This is a genomic window from Streptomyces africanus (genome assembly GCF_030816955.1).
GTDB lineage: Bacteria > Actinomycetota > Actinomycetes > Streptomycetales > Streptomycetaceae > Streptomyces > Streptomyces africanus.
Window position 1 is genome coordinate 5,162,800 of the sequence record NZ_JAUSYP010000001.1, and the last position, 20,903, is coordinate 5,183,702.

At 71.6% G+C, this 20,903-nt stretch carries 18 protein-coding genes, 2 pseudogenes and 1 riboswitch; of the genes and pseudogenes, 9 read left to right on the forward strand and 11 right to left on the reverse strand.

Annotated elements, in window-relative coordinates:
* Positions 1-23 precede the first annotated feature (23 nt).
* Positions 24-1,088 carry a GNAT family N-acetyltransferase gene (locus QF034_RS24030; RefSeq protein WP_307176901.1) on the reverse strand — a complete coding sequence of 355 codons (1,065 nt, stop codon included), beginning with the start codon at positions 1,086-1,088 and terminating at the stop codon, positions 24-26.
* A 192-nt stretch (positions 1,089-1,280) separates the two neighbouring features.
* Here QF034_RS24030 and QF034_RS24035 point away from each other — a divergent pair, with 192 nt between their 5' ends.
* The gene (locus tag QF034_RS24035) at positions 1,281-2,129 is read left to right on the forward strand and encodes an HAD family hydrolase (RefSeq protein WP_307176902.1); all 849 of its coding nucleotides are present in this window, start codon (positions 1,281-1,283) and stop codon (positions 2,127-2,129) included.
* Here the strand turns inward: QF034_RS24035 and QF034_RS24040 are convergent.
* On the reverse strand, positions 2,093-2,872 hold the full coding sequence (locus QF034_RS24040; RefSeq protein ID WP_307176903.1) for a LysM peptidoglycan-binding domain-containing protein: 780 nt from the start codon (positions 2,870-2,872) through the stop codon (positions 2,093-2,095). The two genes, QF034_RS24035 and QF034_RS24040, sit on opposite strands and share 37 nt — an antisense overlap.
* A gap of 3 nt (positions 2,873-2,875) precedes the next feature.
* A riboswitch (cyclic di-AMP (ydaO/yuaA leader) is annotated at positions 2,876-3,049 on the reverse strand.
* Positions 3,050-3,556: 507 nt separating this feature from the next.
* On the opposite strand from QF034_RS24040, the gene QF034_RS24045 reads away from it, so the two are divergent.
* From QF034_RS24045 to QF034_RS24060, 4 genes are all read left to right on the forward strand, one after another.
* A complete protein-coding gene (locus QF034_RS24045; protein ID WP_307176904.1) occupies positions 3,557-4,567 on the forward strand; it encodes a polyprenyl synthetase family protein in 1,011 nt (336 codons plus the stop codon).
* Positions 4,568-4,798: 231 nt separating this feature from the next.
* Positions 4,799-6,052 carry a LolA family protein gene (locus QF034_RS24050; protein ID WP_307176905.1) on the forward strand — a complete coding sequence of 418 codons (1,254 nt, stop codon included), beginning with the start codon at positions 4,799-4,801 and terminating at the stop codon, positions 6,050-6,052.
* A 41-nt stretch (positions 6,053-6,093) separates the two neighbouring features.
* Positions 6,094-7,080: an ABC transporter ATP-binding protein gene (locus tag QF034_RS24055; protein WP_307176906.1), complete on the forward strand. Its 987-nt coding sequence runs from the start codon at positions 6,094-6,096 to the stop codon at positions 7,078-7,080.
* Positions 7,067-7,945 carry an ABC transporter permease gene (locus tag QF034_RS24060; RefSeq protein WP_307176907.1) on the forward strand — a complete coding sequence of 293 codons (879 nt, stop codon included), beginning with the start codon at positions 7,067-7,069 and terminating at the stop codon, positions 7,943-7,945. The genes QF034_RS24055 and QF034_RS24060 overlap by 14 nt, the downstream gene beginning before the upstream one ends.
* Positions 7,946-7,964: 19 nt before the next feature.
* Here QF034_RS24060 and QF034_RS24065 read toward each other — a convergent pair whose 3' ends face one another.
* The 3 genes from QF034_RS24065 to QF034_RS24075 all read right to left on the reverse strand — a co-directional run bounded on the left by QF034_RS24065 (position 7,965) and on the right by QF034_RS24075 (position 10,293).
* Positions 7,965-8,546 (reverse strand): flavodoxin family protein, encoded by a 582-nt coding sequence (locus tag QF034_RS24065; RefSeq protein WP_307176908.1) that lies wholly within the window; start codon positions 8,544-8,546, stop codon positions 7,965-7,967.
* Positions 8,547-8,629: 83 nt separating this feature from the next.
* Positions 8,630-9,784 (reverse strand): amidase, encoded by a 1,155-nt coding sequence (locus tag QF034_RS24070; RefSeq protein WP_307176909.1) that lies wholly within the window; start codon positions 9,782-9,784, stop codon positions 8,630-8,632.
* A gap of 5 nt (positions 9,785-9,789) precedes the next feature.
* The gene (locus QF034_RS24075) at positions 9,790-10,293 is read right to left on the reverse strand and encodes a DUF6668 family protein (protein WP_307176910.1); all 504 of its coding nucleotides are present in this window, start codon (positions 10,291-10,293) and stop codon (positions 9,790-9,792) included.
* Positions 10,294-10,450: 157 nt separating this feature from the next.
* Here QF034_RS24075 and QF034_RS24080 point away from each other — a divergent pair, with 157 nt between their 5' ends.
* Complete coding sequence (locus QF034_RS24080) at positions 10,451-11,812, forward strand: tetratricopeptide repeat protein (protein ID WP_307176911.1); 1,362 nt, start codon at positions 10,451-10,453, stop codon at positions 11,810-11,812.
* A gap of 6 nt (positions 11,813-11,818) precedes the next feature.
* On the opposite strand, the gene QF034_RS24085 is transcribed toward QF034_RS24080, so the two are convergent.
* Together QF034_RS24085 and QF034_RS24090 are read right to left on the reverse strand one after the other, a co-directional pair.
* Positions 11,819-12,766: a M28 family metallopeptidase gene (locus QF034_RS24085; protein WP_307176912.1), complete on the reverse strand. Its 948-nt coding sequence runs from the start codon at positions 12,764-12,766 to the stop codon at positions 11,819-11,821.
* A gap of 157 nt (positions 12,767-12,923) precedes the next feature.
* On the reverse strand, positions 12,924-13,397 hold the full coding sequence (locus QF034_RS24090) for a VOC family protein (protein ID WP_307176913.1): 474 nt from the start codon (positions 13,395-13,397) through the stop codon (positions 12,924-12,926).
* A gap of 21 nt (positions 13,398-13,418) precedes the next feature.
* Here QF034_RS24090 and QF034_RS24095 point away from each other — a divergent pair, with 21 nt between their 5' ends.
* The gene (locus QF034_RS24095) at positions 13,419-14,042 is read left to right on the forward strand and encodes a CGNR zinc finger domain-containing protein (RefSeq protein WP_307176914.1); all 624 of its coding nucleotides are present in this window, start codon (positions 13,419-13,421) and stop codon (positions 14,040-14,042) included.
* 61 nt (positions 14,043-14,103) lie between these two features.
* Positions 14,104-15,306, forward strand: a pseudogene (locus QF034_RS24100) (MFS transporter); the annotation flags it as partial.
* A 32-nt stretch (positions 15,307-15,338) separates the two neighbouring features.
* Here the strand turns inward: QF034_RS24100 and rarD are convergent.
* On the reverse strand, positions 15,339-16,352 hold the full coding sequence (gene rarD / locus QF034_RS24105) for an EamA family transporter RarD (protein ID WP_307176915.1): 1,014 nt from the start codon (positions 16,350-16,352) through the stop codon (positions 15,339-15,341).
* A gap of 130 nt (positions 16,353-16,482) precedes the next feature.
* Positions 16,483-17,338: pseudogene (locus QF034_RS24110) on the reverse strand (SDR family oxidoreductase).
* A 91-nt stretch (positions 17,339-17,429) separates the two neighbouring features.
* On the opposite strand from QF034_RS24110, the gene QF034_RS24115 reads away from it, so the two are divergent.
* A complete protein-coding gene (locus QF034_RS24115; RefSeq protein ID WP_307176916.1) occupies positions 17,430-17,816 on the forward strand; it encodes a winged helix-turn-helix transcriptional regulator in 387 nt (128 codons plus the stop codon).
* Positions 17,817-17,850: 34 nt separating this feature from the next.
* Here the strand turns inward: QF034_RS24115 and QF034_RS24120 are convergent, their stop codons facing one another.
* Both QF034_RS24120 and QF034_RS24125 read right to left on the reverse strand, forming a co-directional pair.
* Positions 17,851-18,930 carry a 2-oxoacid:ferredoxin oxidoreductase subunit beta gene (locus tag QF034_RS24120; protein ID WP_307176917.1) on the reverse strand — a complete coding sequence of 360 codons (1,080 nt, stop codon included), beginning with the start codon at positions 18,928-18,930 and terminating at the stop codon, positions 17,851-17,853.
* A complete protein-coding gene (locus QF034_RS24125; protein WP_307176918.1) occupies positions 18,923-20,851 on the reverse strand; it encodes a 2-oxoacid:acceptor oxidoreductase subunit alpha in 1,929 nt (642 codons plus the stop codon). Before QF034_RS24125 ends, QF034_RS24120 begins: the two co-directional genes overlap by 8 nt.
* Between the last annotated feature and the right edge of the window lie 52 nt (positions 20,852-20,903).

The window sequence follows — 20,903 nt, forward strand, 5'->3', positions numbered from 1 at the left end:
CCCCCTCGTCGTCAGGATCGTCGTCAGGTACGGCGCAGCCGGGCCGCGCCCTTCAGGGTCCGCGCGGCCAGCGCCGCCAGCCGCGGCCTGCCGCGGACGAAGCTGTGCGCGCGGCGCGCCGGCTCGCGGCCCAGCCAGTGCAGCACCGCGCCCGCCCCCGGACGCGTCACCGCACCCTCGTACACGGGCAGTTCGCCCGTCTTCAGCGCGTCCTTGTACTCGGCCGCGCCCCGCCCCAGGTCGAGCATGCCGATGCCCTCGGCGGCCGCCGCCTCGGCCATGCGCAGGTGCAGCACCAGACCCGGCGAGTACTTCGCGAACTCCGGGTCGTAGGCCGGGAACCAGCAGGCCAGGACCGACGCCGAACGCAGTCCGAAGTGCGCGGCCAGCGGCCGCCGGCCGGCGTACAGCACGGACAGCGTGCCGGTGCACTCCGGTGCCCGGGTCTCGGCCAGCCGCCCCACGAGCCGGGTGATCCACTCCTGGGCGAACCGGTCCCGGCGGCCCGTCCTGCGGTACTGCGCCGACTTCCACTCCATGAGCGTGCGCAGCGCGGCCGGCTCGCGTTCGTCGAAGACGAACCGCAGCTCGCCGACCTGCCGGCCCAGCCTGCGCTCCTTGGCCAGGGTGGTCTTCAGGAACTTCGGCGACTGGGCGCGCAGCACCGACTCGTACGTCTCGTAGCCCTTCTCCACGTCGATGACGTAGGTGGCGTGCTCCTCGGCCGCGTACCGGACGAACAGCCGCTGCTCGGCCTCCAGGTTGTCGAAGGCGAAGCTCGACAGCGAGCAGCCCCGCAGCAGTTCGCCCGTGTCCAGACGCAGGCCGGGCCGCAGGATCGCGCCCTGCGCGTCCGAGACACCGAGCCCGATCGCCCGGCCCTGCCCCAACGGGCCCCGCTCATGGGGCAGAAAGCCGGCCGGCTCCAGCCCCTCGTACACCACCGCGACCCGCGCCTGCGGCCTCACCAGCCCGACGGCCGCGGTGAACTCCGGTTCCATGAAGGGGTTGCGCGGTGTCTCCGACGCCGCGCGCAGCGCGCGCCAGCGCTCCTTCTCCCCCTCGCCGAGCTCCCCGGGCACAGCCACACGAACACGCCCACTGCTCAACTCGACCCCCCGATCAAGTCCCCCCTGGACACTTGGAAGGTACCGCCCGAGACGCCCCCGGCGGTAGGTAGCGGACCATGTTGTTGCCAACTGGTGCAGAGGCCTTCAACCGGGCAATCGGCGTGCGCCGCGCGATGAAACGGAGGGGCGCGCTGTCCGTATTCTCTGATCATGGCCGCACCCATCGCATATTCACTCATCGCCACCGACCTGGACGGGACGCTGCTGCGCGGCGACGACACCCTGTCCGACCGGTCCCTCGCCGCGCTCACGCGGGTGAGGGACGCCGGTGCCCAGCACCTCGTGGTGACGGGCCGGCCGGCGCCGAGAGTGCGGCCGCTCCTGGACGACCTCCGCTGTACGGGGCTCGCGGTGTGCGGGCAGGGCGCGCAGGTGTACGACGCCGGCGCGGACCGGCTGCTGTGGTCCATCACCCTGGACAGGGAGCTGGCGGAGACCGCCCTCGGCAAGATCGAGGCCGAGGTGGGGCAGGTGTACGCCGCGGTCGACCAGGACGGGGTCGACGGCCTCACGCTCATCGAGCCCGGCTATCTCATGCCGCACCCGACCCTGCCGGCGGTACGGGTCGACCGGCGCGACGACCTGTGGGGCGAGCCCATCAGCAAGGTGCTGCTGCGCCACCCCAGTCTGACGGACGACGAGTTGGCGGCGACGGCCCGCGCGGTGGTCGGTTCACTGGCGACGGTGACGATGTCGGGGCCCGGCACCGTCGAGCTCCAGCCGTGCGGCATCACCAAGGCCACCGGCCTGGCGCTGGCCGCCGAGCACCTGGGGCTGCGGCCGGCGGACACCATCGCCTTCGGTGACATGCCCAACGACATCCCGATGTTCGACTGGGCCGCCCATGGCGTCGCCATGGCCAACGCGCATCCCGAACTCAAGGCCGTGGCCGACGAGATCACCCTGTCGAACGAGGACGACGGCATCGCCGTCGTCCTCGAACGACTGCTGGGCGGGACGGCTCAGTACGGGCCGTTGACGTTGTCGATCGAGCCGTAGCGGGCCGCCGCGTAGTTGCAGGCCGCCGTGATGTTGGCGACCGGGTCGTACGGGTCGAAGGAGGTGCCGGCCACGTGGTAGGCGGCGAAGGTCGGGTCGATGACCTGGAGCAGACCCTTGGACGGCGTGCCCTGGGCGGCGTTCGAGTCCCAGTTGTTGATCGCCAGGGGGTTGCCGGACGACTCGCGCATGATGTTGCGGTAGATGCCGTCGTACGAACCCGGAATCCCCTTCTGCGCCATGACGTCCAGCGCCTCGCGGATCCAGCCGTCCAGGTTGTTCGGGTAGGTCTTCGCGGAGGCCTGGGTGGCCTGGGCGACGCCACCGGCGGGCTTCGCGGCCGGCTTGGCGGGGGCGGAGGACTTGGTCGCCGTCTTCTTCGCGGCGTCCGCCTTGGCCGACTTCACCTTGAGCTTCAGACCCGGGTGGATCAGCTGCGGGTTGTCGCCGACGGCGGCGCGGTTGTCCTTGTAGAGCTGCTTCCAGCCGCCCGACACGTCGTACTTGTCCGCGATGCGGGCGAGCGAGTCGCCCTTGGCGACGGTGTACGTGAGGGATGTGGCGGGCTGGGCCGCCTGCGGCACGGACTGCGCGACGGTGGGTGCGCTCTGAGCCGGCTGGGCGGCGCTGGCCTGCGTCGCGCCGATCAGCGGCAGGGCGAGGGCCGCTCCGCCGGTGCCGGCGGCCACGACACGACGGGTGAGCTGACTGGTTCTGGTGCGACGGTGCTTGCCTCGAGGCATGGCGATGTTCCTCTCCGGCGCCTGCGAGGTGAGCTGTCGGGTTCGGGCCGGGAGGTGCCCGGCCGCCTACGGCGCTGTGTGCCGTACGCGGCTTCACCCCGAGCCGTTCCGCTGCGCGGACCGGCGACTTACCTGGGTCCCCCGCTCCTGCCCTGCGTGAGTGAGTGGGTTCGTGTGGGGAGTCCTGGCGGTGGCAGGATTCGGCGTCCGCCGGACAGGCCCGGAACGTATGCGAGAGCACATGTCGGGAACAAGCACCGGAGTCACATATCGCGCGGTTGACCTTGGTCAGGGGGTTATGAGGCGCTTGATCCTTTGCTGAAGCCAAGGCTCAACTTGCGTACGGCGGAAGGAGGTACGGGTCGGTGCCGGAGTGGGGCGTCACAGGGGATAACGTGATTCAACTCACTGATCACGAGTCCGTGGGGCAATTTGCACCTAGGGGAATTCGCTTATCCAACACGGCAAATCGTGCATAGCTCGCTATCACCTGGTAAGTCGATAAATGTCTGCTCTTATGAGCTGATCGAAAACATTGCGGTCGTGATCGGATACCACCCGGCCTGTAACCCCGGGCGCTGGTGGTGATCGAAACGTGACCGGATACGCTGACTCGAGTGATGGCAGCGACCTATCGACAAACCGCGTAATCACCGGCAGACACCAGCAGACAGGAGACCCCTCGTGACCGACGTCGGGCCGTTCGGGCTGAGCGTGCGGGACCAGGCTCTGGAAGCCGATGTCCAGGCCGGGTTGGCGGCTGTCGAGGAAGGCTTGCTCGAGGCCACCAAGAGTGAGGTGCCCTTCATCACGGAGGCCGCCCAGCACCTGGTCCGGGCCGGCGGCAAGCGGTTCCGTCCGCTGCTCGTGATGCTCGCCGCCCAGTTCGGCGACCGGTACGCGCCCGGGATCGTGCCGTCGGCCGTCGTCGTGGAGCTGACCCACCTCGCCACGCTGTACCACGACGACGTGATGGACGAGGCCACCGTGCGGCGCGGGGTGGCGAGCGCGAACGCCCGCTGGGGCAACTCCGTCGCGGTCCTCACCGGTGACTTCCTCTTCGCCCGCGCCTCGCACATCCTGGCCGACCTGGGCCCGGAGGCGGTGCGGGTGCAGGCCGAGGCGTTCGAGCGGCTGGTGACCGGGCAGATCCTGGAGACGGCCGGACCGCAGGACGGCCGCGACCCGGTCGAGCACTACCTGGACGTGCTGGGCGGCAAGACCGGCTCGCTGGTGGCGGTGTCGTGCCGGTTCGGCGCGATGATGTCCGGTACCGACGACACGGTCGTGGACGTGCTGACCCAGTACGGCGAACGGCTCGGCGTCGCCTTCCAGCTCGCGGACGACGTCCTGGACATCGCCTCCGACTCCCACGAGTCCGGCAAGACGCCCGGCACCGACCTGCGCGAGGGCATCCCCACGCTGCCGGTGCTGCGGCTGCGCGAGCGCGCGGCCCGGCTCGGGCTCGCGGACGACATCGCCCTGTGCGAGCTGCTGGACTCCGACCTCACCGACGACGACCGGCACGCCGAGGCCCTGCGCCTGCTGCGGGCCCACCCGGCCCTGGAACAGGCCCGGCAGGACACCGTCCGCTACGCCCAGGACGCCCGCTCGGCACTGGCGCCGCTGCCCGAGTGCGCCGCGAAGACGGCACTGGTGGAGCTGTCCGACGCGGTGGTGCACCGGGCCGGCTAGCGCGTTTTTCCCCCACGACCCCTACGGGTCGAGGGAGAAGCCGCCCTCTCGTGTCATACCGCAGCAGTACGTGGAGTTGAGCCCGGGGTCTGACGTATCTCGCCGGCCGATTTGGTCAGATAGTCACCACGGAAAGCACCACTCCTCACCAGTTCGGGTGAGAATGGCGGCTCAGGGACGAGTGCGTGCACGACACGGACAGCCGCCGCCGATCACGGAGGTAGGGCACACATGGCACCGTACGCATCCGACGACAGCACGACCGCCGGGGAGGTCGACGAGCAGCGCTCCGGGCGGCGCAAAGCCGCGCGGTACGTCGTCCCGGTCACGGTGATCGGGGTGGCGGCCGCGACGATCGGGCTGGTCCCCGCACTCGCCGACTCCGGTGACCCCGACCTCCCGAAGATCACCGCCCAGCAGCTCATCGAGAAGATCGCCAAGTCGGACGTGGAGCAGCTGTCCGGCACGGTGAAGATCAGCACGGACCTCGGCCTGCCGGACCTCGGCGGGCTGGAGAGCAGCCTGATGTCCGGTGCCGCGAGCCCGGACCAGGGCGGCTCCTCCGCCGACCCGACGGCCAAGCTCACGGAACTGGCCTCCGGCACGCACACCCTGCGCGTCGCGGCCGACGGCCCGGACAAGCAGAAGCTGTCGCTGCTGGAGAACGCCGCCGAGTACAGCATCGTCCACAACGGCAAGGACGTCTGGGGCTACGACAGCAAGTCGAACGAGGTCTACCACGGCACCGCCTCCGACAGCCCGGAGCGCGGGAAGGACCAGCAGCCGCCGGCCACGCCGAAGGACTTCGCCGAGGAGGCCCTGAAGGCCACCGACGACACGACCTCCGTGACCGTGGACGGCACCGCCCAGGTCGCCGGCCGGGACGCCTACAAGCTGGTCATCAAGCCCAAGCAGTCCGGCTCGACCGTCGGCGCGGTCACCGTCGCCGTGGACGCGAAGACCGGCATGCCGCTGAAGTTCACGCTGACCCCGACGAGCGGCGGCGCCGCCGTCGTCGACGCGGGCTTCACCCAGGTCAGCTTCACCAAGCCGACCGCGTCGACCTTCGACTTCACCCCGCCCAAGGGCGCGAAGGTCACCGAGGAGAAGGACGCCGGCAAGGGCTCCGGCAAGGGCTCCGACAAGGACTTCGGCAAGGGCTTCGAGAAGGGCGGGCCGCGCGAACACGCCCCCAAGGCCGGGGAGGACCTCGGCAAGGGCCTCGACGGCATGAAGACCATCGGCGAGGGCTGGAGCTCCATAGCCACCTTCGACACCGGCGGCGAGGGCGTGCCCTCCGGCGAGGCCGGCGGCGACCTCGGCGGCTTCGTGAACTCGCTCGGCGACAAGGTCACCGGCAAGTTCGGCTCGGGCACGGTCTTCTCCACCCGCCTGGTCAACGCCCTGATCACGGACGACGGCAAGGTCTACGTGGGCATGGTCACCAAGGACGCGCTCGTGAAGGCGGCCGACGCCGGGAAGTAAGTCCCGCTCCCCTGCGGGACGTGGAGAGAACGAGGAAGCCGATGGGCGAACCGTCCGCCGCGGAGCCGGAGCACAGCGGCGCGCGGGCCGAGACCGGAGAGCCGGTCATCGCCACCCGCGCGCTCACCAAGCGCTACCGCGGCGGACAGCTCGCCGTCGACGGCCTCGACCTGACCGTCCCGGCGGGCAGCGTCTTCGGCTTCCTCGGCCCCAACGGCTCCGGCAAGACCACCACCATCCGCATGCTGATGGGCCTCATCGAGCCCACCTCCGGCACGGCGACGGTGCTCGGGCAGCCCATGCCCCGGGCCACCCGCGCCGTGCTGCCGCACGTCGGCGCCCTCATCGAGGGCCCGGCCCTCTACGGCTTCCTCTCCGGCCGCGACAACCTCATCCGGTACGACTCCGCCGACCCGGCCGCCGATCCGCGCTCCCGGAAGGCCCGGGTCGCCGCCGCGCTGGACCGGGTGGGCCTGACGGCCGCCGCGGGCAAGAAGGCCAAGGCCTACTCACTGGGCATGAAACAGCGCCTGGGTCTCGCGGCCGCGCTGCTCCAGCCGCGCCGGCTGCTCGTGCTCGACGAGCCGACCAACGGCCTCGACCCGCAGGGCATGCGCGAGATCCGCACGCTGATACGGGAGCTGGCCTCGGACGGCACGACCGTGTTCCTCTCCTCCCACCTGCTCGACGAGATCGAGCAGGTCTGCACGCACGCGGCCGTGATGACGCAGGGCCGTCTGATCACCCAGGGCGCGGTCGCCGAGCTGTCCGCCGGGGCGCGCGGCCGGCTGGTGGTGACGACGCCGGACCCGGCGGAGGCGGCCCGGGTGCTGAAGGAGCAGGGCGTCGGCGACGTCGTCGTCACGGACGACCGGGTGACCGGCGAACCGCCGGACCGCGACCTCGCCGACGTGAACGCCGCGCTGGTCGCGGCCGGTGTGCGCGTCCGCGGCTTCACGGTCGAACGGGCCTCGCTGGAGGACGCGTTCGTGGCGCTGACCGGGGAGGGTTTCGATGTCGCAGGCTGAAGCCGCAGAGGCCGTACGGCCGGTGAGTCCGCTGTGGACCTTCGGGCTGCTGCGCAGCGAGCTCACAACAACCTTCCGGCGCTGGCGCACCCTCGCGCTGCTGGCCGTGCTGGCGGGCGTGCCCGTCCTGGTCGGCATCGCCGTCAAGATGGAGACGAGTGACGGTTCGTCGCCCGGCGGCGGTGGTGGTGGGGGACCGGCGTTCATCTCGCAGATCACCAACAACGGCCTGTTCCTCGTCTTCACCGCGCTGGCCGCCACTCTCCCGTTCTTCCTGCCGATGGCGATCGGTGTCGTCGCGGGCGACGCGATCGCCGGCGAGTCGAACGCCGGCACGCTGCGCTACCTGCTGGTCGCCCCGGCCGGCCGCACCCGCCTGCTGCTCACCAAGTACGCGACCGTCGTCATCTTCTGTCTGGCCGCCACCCTCGTGGTGGCCGTCTCGGCGCTGACCGTCGGCGCGCTGCTGTTCCCGCTCGGCGATCTGACGACCATCTCCGGCACGCAGATCAGCTTCGCCGAGGGGCTGGGCAGAGCCCTGCTGATCGCCCTGGCCGTCGCCGCGTCACTGATCGGCGTGGCCGCGCTCGGACTGTTCGTCTCGACGCTCACGGGCAGCGGCATCGCGGCGATGGCGACCACCGTCGGCCTGCTCATCACGGTCCAGATCCTCGACCAGATCCCGCAACTGCACGCCCTCCAGCCGTACTTCTTCTCGCACTACTGGCTGTCCTTCGCCGACCTCATGCGCGAACCCGTCTACTGGGACGACCTGGCGAAGAACCTCGGCCTCCAGGCCCTGTACGCGGCGGTGTTCGGCTCGGCGGCCTGGGCGCGCTTCACCACGAAGGACATCACCGCGTAGCGCTCAGTCCTGACAGAGCTCAGTCCTCGTACACGAAGCGGGCCAGGGGCGCCTCCTGCGCGAAGAACGTCTTGGCGCGGGTCAGTGCCTCGGTGTCGTTCAGCACGTCACCGGGCTTGCTGCCGTTGCCGAGCAGCACTCCGCCGAACCGCATCCCCAGGTACGCGGCCGAGTTGTTGAGCGTGCCGACCAGCGGGTCGGCCACCTCCGGCTGCGTGTGTGCGAGCGCGGTGACGCCCCACAGGGTGCGTCCGGCCAGGGTCGCCCTGAAATCGAGGCCGGGCGTGCGCAGCCAGCGCGACCAGTAGTCCAGGTAACGCTTGGTGTGCGCGGAGACCGAGTACCAGTACAGGGGCGAGGCGATCACGATGTCCGTGGCCGCGAGGGTGGCGTCGAGCAGCAGGGCCACGTTGCCCTCGGTCGGGCGGACGTGGTCGCCGGCGTGCCGCAGGTCCTCGAAGTCGGGCACCGGATGCTCGGCGAGGTCGAGCCACTGCTGTTCGACGTCCGGGGGCAGTTGCTCGGCGGCCCGGCGGGCCAGCAGCTCGGTGTTCCCGTCGGTACGGGCGCTGCCCAGGACGAAGAGGAAGCGACGGGTCATGGGTGTCCCCCAGAAATTAGGCGCGCGTCAATTACGCGCGCTTGCATCATATGTGTATGCATCTAAATCCGCCAGGGGTGTCCTCAGCTCCCGATGCGCAGCTCCGCCTCCCGTGCCACGGCCAGCAGCAGCGCCTCCCGCCCGTGCTGTGCCACCAGCTGCAGCCCGGCCGGGCAGCCGTCTTCGCCGAAGCCCGCCCGAAGGCTCAGCGCCGGATGCCCGCTGAGGTTGAACGCCCAGGTGAGAGAGGTGGAGTAGCGGTCGCCCGGGCCGTCGTGACCGTGCGGTGGGGTGGGCGTGGTCGGCGTGAGCAGCAGTTCCGCTTCGGCGAACAGTGCGGCCAGCCGCCGGTCGTTCTCCGCCCGGACGCGGTGGGCTTCGCCGCGATCGGCACCCGTGGTGCGCAGGGCGAGCCAGGCGGGCCCGGGGTCCGTGAGCCGCAACGGCACCCGCGGCCGTACGAGCCGTACGACACCGGCCGCCGCCAGCCGCTGCACCGCCGCCCGGGCGAGCGCGACGGGCTCCGGGTCGGGCCCGGCGAAGCCCAGGTCGGACGACCAGACGGCGGTGACGGGAAGCGGTGTGCCGGACGGCACCGGCTCCTGGGACACCACCCGCCACCAGGCCGCGGCGTCCGACGCCGAGCGGGCGAGCACACCGGGGACGGCGAGCCCCGTACGGTCGGCGGAGGGCAGCCGTCCGGCCGTGGTCTTCAGGCCGGTCACCCCGCACCACGCCGCCGGGATCCGCACCGACCCGGCCCCGTCGCCGCCCGTCGCCAGCGGCACCAGCCCGGCCGCCACCGCCACCGCGGCACCGGCCGACGAGCCGCCCGGCGTACGGTCCGCCCGCCACGGGTTGACGGTCCGGCCGCGGGCGCCGAGCCCCCAGGTCTGCCAGGGCGTTCCCGGCCCGGGTACGGAGGTCGCGCCCACGGGGACACAACCGGCCGCGAGCAGCGGCCCCGCCGCGCGCAGCCCGTGTCGCCCCTTCACGGCGATCGGCACCCCGGCCAGCGGCAGCGCTTCCCCCTTTCGGGGGACATCCCCGGCCCGCCGGCCGAGCAGCGTGTCCACTTCGCCCGCCCGCCGCAACGCCTCCTCGCGCCACACCTCGACGAACGCGCACAGCTCCGGATCGGCCCGCTCGATCCGCTCCAGCGCCGCCTCGGCCACGTCGACCGCGCGCAGCTCCCGGGCCCGTACGCCCGCCGCGATCTCCCCGGCCGACCGGGACACCGCCGTCAGTGCGCCGCTCCCGTCAGCCGGACCAGGGCCGAGGTCTCGCGCGGCGGGCGCCCCAGCTCGCCCAGCCGCCAGGCCGGCACCCACGGCACCCGGTACACGTCGATGACCGACTCCAGGGACTTGACCCGCTGGGCGAGCGGACGCGGCAGCCGGCCCGGGGCGTCCGCCACGAGGACGACGGCGTCGAGGTCCAGTCCGGGCGGGGCCTGACCGCGCCGGAAGATCTCCACGGCACCGGCGGCCGTGTCCAGCCCGGCCGCGTGCGTCCGCGCGACCAGCAGCACCGACGACGGATCGCCCGGGCCGGGCCAGGCGCGGCCGCTGTCATGACCGCCGTAGACCGCGGCGAGGGTGGAGACGCCCGCGCCGCCGTGGGTGCCGACCCAGGAGAAACGCCGCGCCGCGGCATGGGCGTGAGCGGGCTCCGGCGGCCCCGGATCCTGGTCGGTCACCGGGCCGCGGATCCAGATCTCCGGCCCCTGTCGCATGCCTGTCTGCATGCCCCTCTCCTCCCTCGTACTGCCGATCCTCATGCCAAGCGGAACGATCCATGCCGGGACCTGGAACCCTTGGGACGAGCCTGTGACACCGCGGTGACGTGAGAAACGGGAGCGAGCGGACACACTCGACTGTAGGACGACGCCGAATGAGGGGACGATGGCTCGACTCAGCCGCGAGAAGAAGCGGGAACAGAAGCAGGCCGCGCGTGCGGCGACCCCGGCGGCGCCGATCGACGTCCGCGTCCCCGTGGCCGGAGCGGACCCGGCCGGAGCGGGGCCGGGAGCCGGCGCGGGAGGTGCCTCCGACGGTGCGTCGGTCGGCGGCGTCCCCGTCTTCGCGGCTCCCGGCGAGGAGATCCAGCAGGCCGTTCTGAACCGCCTTCACCACATCGCCCTGGCCACCGGCCATCCCGTCGTCGCCACGATCCACGACGAGCGCATCGGCTACGTCGTGCCGCTCCAGGTCGACCCGGACGGCTCCAGCCGCTTCACCGCGGAGCCGGTCCGCACGGCCCCGCCGGAGGACGCCGTCGCCGCGAAGACGCCGGTGACGGAACCGCCCGTGCCGCCACCGCCCGGGCCGACACCGGCCGCGCCGGAGCCGTCCGCGCCGGAGCCGCGGCACCCGCAGGACGACAGGGCCACGCACGTCCTGCGCCCCGTAAGGGAGCCGGACCGTGGCCCGGCCTCGACGTTCCCGCTGCGGGCCGTGCCCGAACCGCAGCCGGCCGATCAGCCCGTACCGACGTTCGAGCTGCGCGCCGTACCGGAGCCGCCGCAGCCCGAACCGGAAGACACACCGCCGGGCCCGGCCGCGACGCCCCCCGGCACCGTCGCACCCCCGACCGGCGAGTTCGGCCCGCCCCCGCTCATGGACGTCAGGCCGCTCCCCGTCCCCGGAACCGGTCCGGGTCCGCACCGCAGGCGGGAACCCGAGCCGATGTCCGAAGCGGAGCTGCTCGCGGCCGAAGCCGACGCCAAACCGACTCCCGCCCGGGGCTTCGACGCCGTCGCGGAGGCCGTGCTCGGCGACGAACCCCTCGGCGCCCCGGGCGACCCCACCGCCCCCGCGCTCCTCGCGGAGCCGGTCGCGCGGATCAACGAGGCCGTCAAGGAGGGCCGGATCGACGCGGCGGCCGGGCTGGCGGACCAGACCGTCGCGGAGGCGTCGGGGACGCTCGGGCCGGAGCACCCCGAAGTGCTCCGGCTGCGCGAACTGACCGCGTACATCTCCTACTTGGCCGGCGACCCGCTCCGTGCCTTCCACCTCTCCCTCGACCTGGCCGGCGCCCGCCGCCGCACGGGCGACGCGGAGGCCGCCTACGGCAACGTGCAGAGCGCGGCCACCGCCTGGCGCGCCGTGCGCGACCCGGCGGTGGGGCTGGAGCTGGGGCGGGACCTGATCGGCCTGTGGACCGAACTCGCCGCCGAGGACGGCCCCGCCGCCGAGGAGATCGAGCAACTGGAGTCGGCCCGCGCCCGCATGGGCCGCCTGACCGAACGCGCCCGCAATCAGTAGGCGCCGCTACTCCGACAGCTCCCACACCGCGTACGCGACGGCGTCACTGTTGCGGTCCAGGGCGGTGTCGTCGATGTTCGCGGTGGTGTCGCAGGAGGAGTGGTAGCAGCGGTCGAAGGCCCGCCCGGCCGTGCCGCCCCACTTGGCCGCCTGCGCCGCCGTCTTGGTCCGGCTGGCCCCGGTGAACAGGCCGCCCACCGGCACGCCCGCGCTCTTGAAGGGCGCGTGGTCGGAGCGGCCGTCGCCCTCGGTCTCGATCTCGGTCGGGACGCCGAGGCCGCTGAAGTACTCCTTGAAGGTCTTCTCGATCGCCGGGTCGTCGTCGTAGACGAAGTAGCCGGGGTTCGGGGAGCCGATCATGTCGAAGTTCAGGTAGGCGCCGATCCTCGAACGGTCGCCGGTCGCCAGCCGGTTGACGTAGTACCGGGAGCCGACCAGGCCGAGTTCCTCCGCGCCCCACCAGGCGAACCGCAGGTGCTTGGTGGGCTTGTACTGCGCCCGGGACACGGCGAGGGCGGTCTCCAGGACGGCGGCCGAGCCGGACCCGTTGTCGTTGATGCCGGGCCCGGAGGAGACGCTGTCGAGGTGCGAGCCGGCCATCACGACCTGGTTGGCGTCGCCGCCCGGCCAGTCGGCGATCAGGTTGTAGCCGGTGCGGCCGGAGGCGGTGAACTGCTGGACCGTGGTGGTGTACCCGGCCGCGTCCAGCTTCGCCTTGATGTGGTCGATCGAGGCCTTGTAGCCGGGGCGGCCGTGCGCGCGGTTGCCGCCGTTGGCAGTGGCGATGGACTGGAGCTGGGCCAGATGGGCCTTGACGCCCGCCAGGGGTAGGTCGGGCGCGGCGGCCGGTCTCGGGGGAGCGGACGCGGCGTCCGCCACGGCACCGCCCGTCAGGAGCATGGCGGTCGCCACGGCACCCGACGCCACGGCACGCGCGGAAACGGAGAGCTTCATGTGGGGGCTCCGGATTCCATGGGGAAGCCCGTGGGGTGTCCACGGGCAGCCCACAGTGAATGGGGTGCCTGGATGGTGAAGCTGCTACTGACTCTCCGTCAAGAGACGTATCCGGCCAGGGCATTATGAGGAGCCGGACCGCCGGTTCCCGGGACGGTCACTGCACGCAGAACTCGTTCCCCTCCGGGTCCGCCATCACGACCCACGCGCCGCCCTGCTCCGCCACCCGCCGCAGCACACGCGCGCCGAGCCCCTCCAGTCGTGCCACCTCCTCCTCGCGCCGCCCCTCGCCCGGGTGCAGATCGAGGTGGAGCCGGTTCTTGACCGTCTTCGCCTCCGGCACCCGCTGGAACAGCAGCCGCCGCCCCAGCCCGGTCCCGCTCTCCTCCTCGAACGGGTCCTCGGGGTGCCGTACGGCGATCAGGTCCCGGAAGGCGCGGCGGCCGTGGAACTCGACCGTGGCCTCTTCGGGCAGGGCGCCGAAGCCGAGCAGCTTCTCGATCAGGGCGCTGTTGTCCTCGACCTCGTACCGGAGGGCGGCGGCCCAGAAGTCGGCCTGCGCGTGCGGTTCGTTCGCGTCGATGACGATCTTCCAGTGCACGGGCGCGGGAGATGCCGGGGTCTGTGTCATGTAACCACTTATACTGGTTAGGTGAGTGGACGCGCAGGGGAAACGCCGGACCGGACACCCGGCCTGACGCTGGTCTCGCACCAGGGGAAGGCCTTCCGCTTCGACCCGGGCGCCCTGTGCCTGGAGCTGCTGACGACGGGCGGCCCGGGGGAGTTCGCGCGCTACGAGGTGCTGCACGAGCCCGCCGACCTGGTCGCCTGGACCGCACGCAGCCGTCTCCCGGACGGCCTGGACATCACCGTGACCAAGGACGAGCTGGAGCGCGTGCGCACCCTGCGCGACGCCGTGTTCCCGCTCGCCGCCGACCGCGCCCACGGCCGCCCGCTGCGGGCCGCCCACCTTGACGTCGTCAACGCCGCCGCGGCCGGGCTCCCGCTGGTCGCCCGCATCGAGCCGGACGGCACCCGCGCCTGGGCCCCGGGCGCCACCGGAGCCCACCTGCTCTCCACGGTCGCCCGGGACGCGATCGACCTGTTCACCGGTCCCCACGCCCACCGCGTCCGCGAGTGTGGCGCCCACAACTGCTACCTGCTCTTCGTCGACACCTCCCGCCCGGGCCGCCGCCGCTGGTGCGCGATGGAGCACTGCGGCAACCGCGAGAAGGCCCGGGCGCACCGGTCCCGGCAGGCTCCCAGGACGCCGTAGCCTCCGCGGCCCGCCCGTAACTCACTTGCCTGACGGATTCCGGCAAGAGGATCGTTGGCCCATGGGCACCCGGGCCTGGGCGCTGCTGTGCGTCCTCTGTGGAACGATCTTCCTCGAAGGCATCGATGTCGCGATGATGGCGGTGGCGATCCCGGCCATCCGCTCCGACCTCGGGCTGGCCACCGACACCGCGGCCTGGGTGATGAGCGGCTATGTGCTCGGGTACGCCGGTTTCACCCTGCTGGGCGGCCGGGCGGCCGATCTGCTCGGGCGGCGGCGGATGTTCCTGCTCTGGCTGACCGTCTTCCTCGCCTTCTCGGGGCTCGGCGGCCTCGCGACCGAGGGCTGGATGCTGGTCGTCGCCCGCTTCGTCACGGGCGTCGCCGCCGCGTTCATGACCCCGGCCGCGCTCTCCCTGATCACGACCTCGTACGCGGAGGGCCCGCGGCGCAACAAGGCCCTGCTGGTCTTCGCCGGCACGGGCGCGGCAGGCTTCTCCCTCGGCCTGGTCATCGGCGGTCTGCTCACCGAGCTCGGCTGGCGCTGGGTGTTCTTCGCGCCGGTGCTGCTGGCCGCGGCGCTGCTCGTGGCGGCCGTACGGCTGGTGCCCCGGCAGGACGGCCCATCGGCGCGTCGGCGCGGGTTCGACCTGCCCGGCGTGATCACCGCGGTCGGCGCCATGCTGCTGGCCGCGTACACGGTCGTACGCCTCGAACACGGCTTGCACGACTGGCCGCTCACCGTGGTCTCCGGTCTCGCGGCGCTCGTCCTGGCCGGTGCCTTCGTCGTGGTCGAACGCCGCTGCCCGGATCCGCTCGTCCGCCTCGGCATTCTGCGCCAGGGCGCGGTCGTGCGCGCCGATCTGGGGGCGCTGCTCTTCCTCGGCGCCTTCTTCGGCTTCCAGTTCGTCGTGACGCTCTACCTCCAGGAAGTCCGCGGCTGGTCGCCCCTCCAGACGGCGGTGGCCCTGATCGTCATGGGCGTCGACGCCGTCCTCGCCCCGACGCTCACCCCGAGACTGGTCGCCCGCTTCGGCAACGCCCAGGTGATCGTCGGCGGCTTCGTCCTGGCCGTGATCGCGTACGGGCTGTTCCTGCCGGTCGGCATGGACTGGTCCTACGCCGCGATGTTCCCCACCCTGTTCCTCTCGGGCCTCGCCTTCGCCCTGGCCTACGGGCCGTTGACGATCGCGGCCACGGACGGGGTCGCCGGGTCGGAGCAGGGCCTGGCCGGCGGGCTGCTGACCACCGCCACGCAGTTCGGCTCCGCCATCGGCATCGCGGCGGTGACCGCCGTCTACGGCCTGGCGTCCACCGGGTCCGGCCCCGAGGCCACGCTGTCGGCGTTCCGGGTGGCGCTGACCGTGCCGGTGGTCCTGGTGGTGCTGGGCACGCTGATCTCGCTGGTCAGTGCGCGGGAGGCGCGGCGGGCGGCGCGCAGGGCGTCCCAGGTGAGCAGCGTCAGCGCCAGCCACACCAGTGCGAACCCGGCCCAGCGCTCCGGCGGCATCTCCTCGTGGAAGTAGAAGACGCCGAGGAGGAACTGGAAGACCGGCGTCAGGTACTGCAACAGGCCGATCGTGGACAGCGGCACGCGGATGGCGGCAGCGCCGAAGCAGACCAGGGGCAGCGCGGTGACGATCCCGGCCGAGACGAGCAGCGCCGCGTGCCCCGCGCCCTCGGCGGCGAAGGTGGACTCGCCCCGCGCGCTCAGCCACACCAGGAAGCCGAGCGCGGGCAGGAACTGGACCACGGTCTCGGCGGCCAGCGACTCCACGCCACCGAGGTTCAGCCTCTTCTTCACCAGCCCGTACGTGGCGAAGGAGAAGGCGAGGCCGAGGGAGATCCACGGGGGCCGGCCGTAGCCGACGGTCAGCACGACGACCGCCGCGGCGCCGGTCCCGACGGCCAGCCACTGCACCGGCCGCAGCCGCTCCTTCAGCAGCAGCACACCCATCGCGATGGTGACCAGCGGGTTGATGAAGTACCCGAGTGAGGCCTCGACGACGTGCCCGGAGTTCACGGACCAGATGTACAGGCCCCAGTTGAGGGTGATGAAGGTCGCGGCGACCGCGACGAGGCCCAGCCTGCGCGGCTGCCGCAGCAGCTCACCGGCCCAGGCCCAGCGGCGCAGCACGAGCAGGGCGGCCCCCACGAAGACCAGCGACCACACCATCCGGTGGGCCAGGATCTCCAGCGCCCCGGCGGGCTTCAGCAGGGGCCAGAACAGCGGAACGAGCCCCCACATCCCGTAGGCCGCGAAGCCGTTCAGCAGTCCTATGTGCCGCTCACCCCTCGGCTTGCCGCTCACGGGCCCCTCCTCCGTACGTGTGTTCCGCGTCCACGACGGTAACGCCGGGCGCCCCCGGCTGTCATGCCCGTATCGGTATACGGTCATGACAGCCCGGGGTGTGGGCGTTTCAAGGACCCGCCGGGGGAGTTCAGCCCTTGAGCGCCGCGGCGATGGCCTCGGAGAAGGGGGTGGTCGGGCGGCCGGTCAGCCGGGACAGATCGCCGGTGGAGACGACCAGCTCGCCCTTCTCGATGGAGGCGTCCACGCCCGCGAGCGTCTGCGCCAGCGGCTCGGGCAGGCCGGCGCCGGTCAGGATCCCGGTGAGCACCTCGGTCGAGACCGCGTTGTAGGTGATCTCCTTGCCGGTCTGGCGACTCAGCTCGGCCGCGTACTCGGCGAAGCTCCACGCGGTGTCGCCGCCCAGCTCGTACGTCTTGTTCTCGTGCCCCTCGCCGGTCAGCACGGCGACGGCGGCAGCGGCGTAGTCGGCGCGGGCGGCGGAGGAGACCTTGCCTTCACCGGCGGCGGCCACGACCGCGTTGTGCTCCAGCACCGGGGCGAGGTTCTCGGTGTAGTTCTCGTGGTACCAGCCGTTGCGCAGCAGGGTGTAGGGCACGCCGGAGTCCAGCAGCAGCTCCTCGGTGCCGCGGTGGTCGTCGGCGAGGGCGGCGGTCAGCGTGCCCGGGGCGCTGGTGTAGGCGAGCAGGGCCACACCGGCCGCCTTGGCGGCGTCGATGACGACCTTGTGCTGCTGCACGCGGCCCTTGTCGAACTCGTTGCCGGAGACCAGCAGCACCTTGTCACCGGCGGAGAAGAGCCCGTCGAAGGAGGCCGGGGCGTTGTAGTCGGCCAGTGCGATCTTCACACCGCGCTCCGCGAAGCCGGGCGGCCTTCTCCGCGTTGCGGACGACCGCGGTGATCTGCTCGGCGGGGACCTTCTCCAGCAGCTGCTCCACGACGTGACGGCCGAGGTTTCCGGTGGCTCCGGTGACGATGATGCTCATGAGGGCGACTCTCCTTGTGGGGTGCGATGGCACTAACCCTACGAGAGGCGCTAACTCTTGGAAAGTACCCACTTTGAAGTAAGGTACTGGCATGGCAGTAAGTAATAGCGATGCCGAGGCCCTGTGCCCGTACCGGCTGGTGCTGGAGCACGTCACCAGCCGCTGGGGCGTGCTCGTGCTGATCGAGCTTCTGGACCGCCCGTACCGGTTCAGCGAGCTGCGCCGGGCGATCGGCCGCTACGGGGGCCGGGGCGTCAGCGAGAAGATGCTCACGCAGACGCTCCAGACCCTTGAGCGCGACGGCCTGGTCCACCGCGACGCCAAGCCCGTGATCCCGCCTCGCGTCGACTACTCCCTCACCGACCTGGGCCGGGAGGCCGCCGAGCAGGTGCGGGCCCTCTCGACCTGGACGCGCGTGCGCATGGACGACGTGGAGAAGGCGCGGCAGGCATACGACGAGGCCCGGGCCGCGTCCTGAGACGGTCCCGGGCCTCGATCTCCGAGGGGCATGCTCAGCCGACGACCGTCCAGGTGTCGCCGCCCGCCAGCAGCGCCGCCAGGTCGCCCTTGCCGTGCTGCTCGATCGCGTTGTCCAGCTGGTCGGCCATCTGCGTGTCGTAGACGGGCCGGTCGACGGAGCGCAGGACACCGATCGGCGTGTGGTGCAGGGTGTCCGGGTCGGCGAGGCGGGACAGCGCGAACGCCGTGGTCGGGGACTCGGCGTGCGCGTCGTGCACGAGCACCTGGTCCTCGTTGTCCGGCGTCACCGCCACCACCTTCAGATCGCCGGTCGCCGGGTCCCGGACGACACCCTTGGCCAGGTCGGCGCCGAAGCGGATCGGCTTGCCGTGCTCCAGCCGGATCACGGCCTCCTCGGCCCGCTGCTTGTCCTTCAGGGCGTCGAAGGCGCCGTCGTTGAAGATGTTGCAGTTCTGGTAGATCTCGATCAGGGCCGTGCCCTGGTGGGCGGAGGCCTGGCGCAGCACCTCCGTCAGGTGCTTGCGGTCGGAGTCGACCGTCCGCGCCACGAACGACGCCTCCGCGCCGATCGCCAGCGACACCGGGTTGAAGGGCGCGTCCAGCGAGCCCATCGGCGTCGACTTGGTGATCTTGCCGACCTCGGAGGTGGGCGAGTACTGGCCCTTGGTCAGACCGTAGATCCGGTTGTTGAACAGCAGGATCTTGAGGTTGACGTTGCGGCGCAGCGCGTGGATCAGGTGGTTGCCGCCGATGGACAGCGCGTCACCGTCACCCGTGACGACCCACACCGACAGATCGCGGCGGGAGCTCGCCAGGCCCGTGGCGATGGCCGGGGCGCGGCCGTGGATGGAGTGCATCCCGTAGGTGTTCATGTAGTACGGGAAACGGGAGGAGCAGCCGATGCCCGAGACGAAGACGATGTTCTCCTTCGCCAGCCCCAGCTCGGGCATGAAGCCCTGCACCGCGGCGAGGATGGCGTAGTCGCCGCAGCCAGGGCACCAGCGCACTTCCTGATCGGACTTGAAGTCCTTCATCGACTGCCTGCCCTCGGCCTTGGGGACGAGGGAAAGCGCCTCGATGGTGCCCGTGCCTTGTGTGGACGTCTCAGCCATCGATGGCCTCCTTCAGCGCCGCGGCGAGCTGCTCCGCCTTGAACGGCATACCGTTGACCTGGGTGTACGAGTGGGCGTCCACCAGGTACTTCGCCCGGATGAGCGTGGCGAGCTGCCCGAGGTTCATCTCGGGGATCACCACCTTGTCGTAACGCCCGAGGACCGCGCCGAGGTTCTTCGGGAAGGGGTTGAGGTGGCGCAGATGCGCCTGCGCGATCGACTCCCCGGCCCGGCGCAGCCGCCGTACCGCGGCCGTGATCGGCCCGTACGTCGAGCCCCAGCCGAGGACGAGGGTCCGGGCCTCGTTCGGGTCGTCCACGTCGAGGTCCGGGACCTTGATGCCGTCCACCTTCGCCTGCCGGGTGCGCACCATGAAGTCGTGGTTGGCCGGGGCGTAGGAGATGTTGCCCGTGCCGTCCTCCTTCTCGATGCCGCCGATCCGGTGCTCCAGACCCGGCGTGCCCGGGATCGCCCAGGGGCGGGCCAGGGTCTGCGGGTCGCGCTTGTACGGCCAGAACACCTCGGTGCCGTCGTCGAGCGTGTGGTTCGGGCCCTGCGCGAACTGCACCCGCAGGTCGGGCAGCTCCTCCAGGTCCGGGATGCGCCACGGCTCGGAGCCGTTGGCCAGGTAACCGTCGGAGAGGAGGAACACCGGCGTGCGGTACGTCAGCGCGATCCGGGCGGCCTCCAGCGCGGCGTCGAAGCAGTCCGCCGGCGTACGGGGCGCGACCACCGGGACCGGGGCCTCGCCGTTGCGCCCGTACATCGCCTGGAGCAGGTCCGCCTGCTCGGTCTTGGTGGGCAGACCCGTCGACGGGCCACCGCGCTGGATGTCCACGATCAGCAGCGGCAGCTCCAGCGAGACCGCGAGGCCGATCGTCTCCGACTTCAGCGCCACACCCGGGCCGCTCGTCGTGGTCACGGCCAGCGAACCGCCGAAGGCCGCGCCCAGCGCCGCCCCGATACCGGCGATCTCGTCCTCGGCCTGGAACGTCCGCACCCCGAAGTTCTTGTGCTTGCTCAGCTCGTGCAGAATGTCCGACGCCGGCGTGATCGGGTACGACCCCAGGTACAGCGGCAGATCCGCCTGCCGGCTCGCGGCGACCAGGCCGTACGACAGGGCGAGGTTGCCGGAGATGTTGCGGTAGAGGCCCGGCGGGAACGCCGTGGCCGCCGGGGCGACCTCGTAGGAGACGGCGAAGTCCTCGGTGGTCTCGCCGAAGTTCCAGCCGGCCCGGAACGCGGCGATGTTGGCCGCCGCGATGTCGGGCTTCTTCGCGAACTTCGACTTCAGGAATCTCTCCGTGCCCTCGGTGGGCCGGTGGTACATCCAGCTCAGCAGGCCCAGCGCGAACATGTTCTTGCTGCGCTCGGCCTCCTTGCGGGTGAGGTCGAAATCCTTCAGCGCCTCCACGGTGAGCGTGGTCAGCGGCACCGGGTGGACGTGATAGCCGTCCAGCGACCCGTCCTCCAGCGGAGACGTCTCGTAGCCGACCTTCTGCATCGCCCGCTTGGTGAACTCGTCCGTGTTGACGATCACCTCCGCGCCGCGCGGCAGGTCGCCGATGTTCGCCTTCAGCGCGGCCGGGTTCATCGCCACCAGCACGTTCGGCGCGTCACCGGGCGTGAGGATGTCGTGATCGGCGAAGTGCAGCTGGAAGGACGACACGCCCGGCAGGGTCCCGGCGGGCGCCCTGATCTCGGCCGGGAAGTTCGGCAGCGTCGACAGGTCGTTGCCGAACGACGCGGTCTCCGAGGTGAAACGGTCACCGGTGAGCTGCATACCGTCACCCGAGTCCCCCGCGAACCTGATGATCACCCGGTCGAGACGGCGAACGTCCTTCGTGCCCGCCGCTTTGCGCTGCTCCCCTGCGACTGATTCGTCGGCCTGCTCCGCTGGGCTACTGACCTGGCTGGTCACTGAACTGGACCTCCCTCGAGGCAGCTGTCCTGGGAAGGCCTTCCCGCAGGCA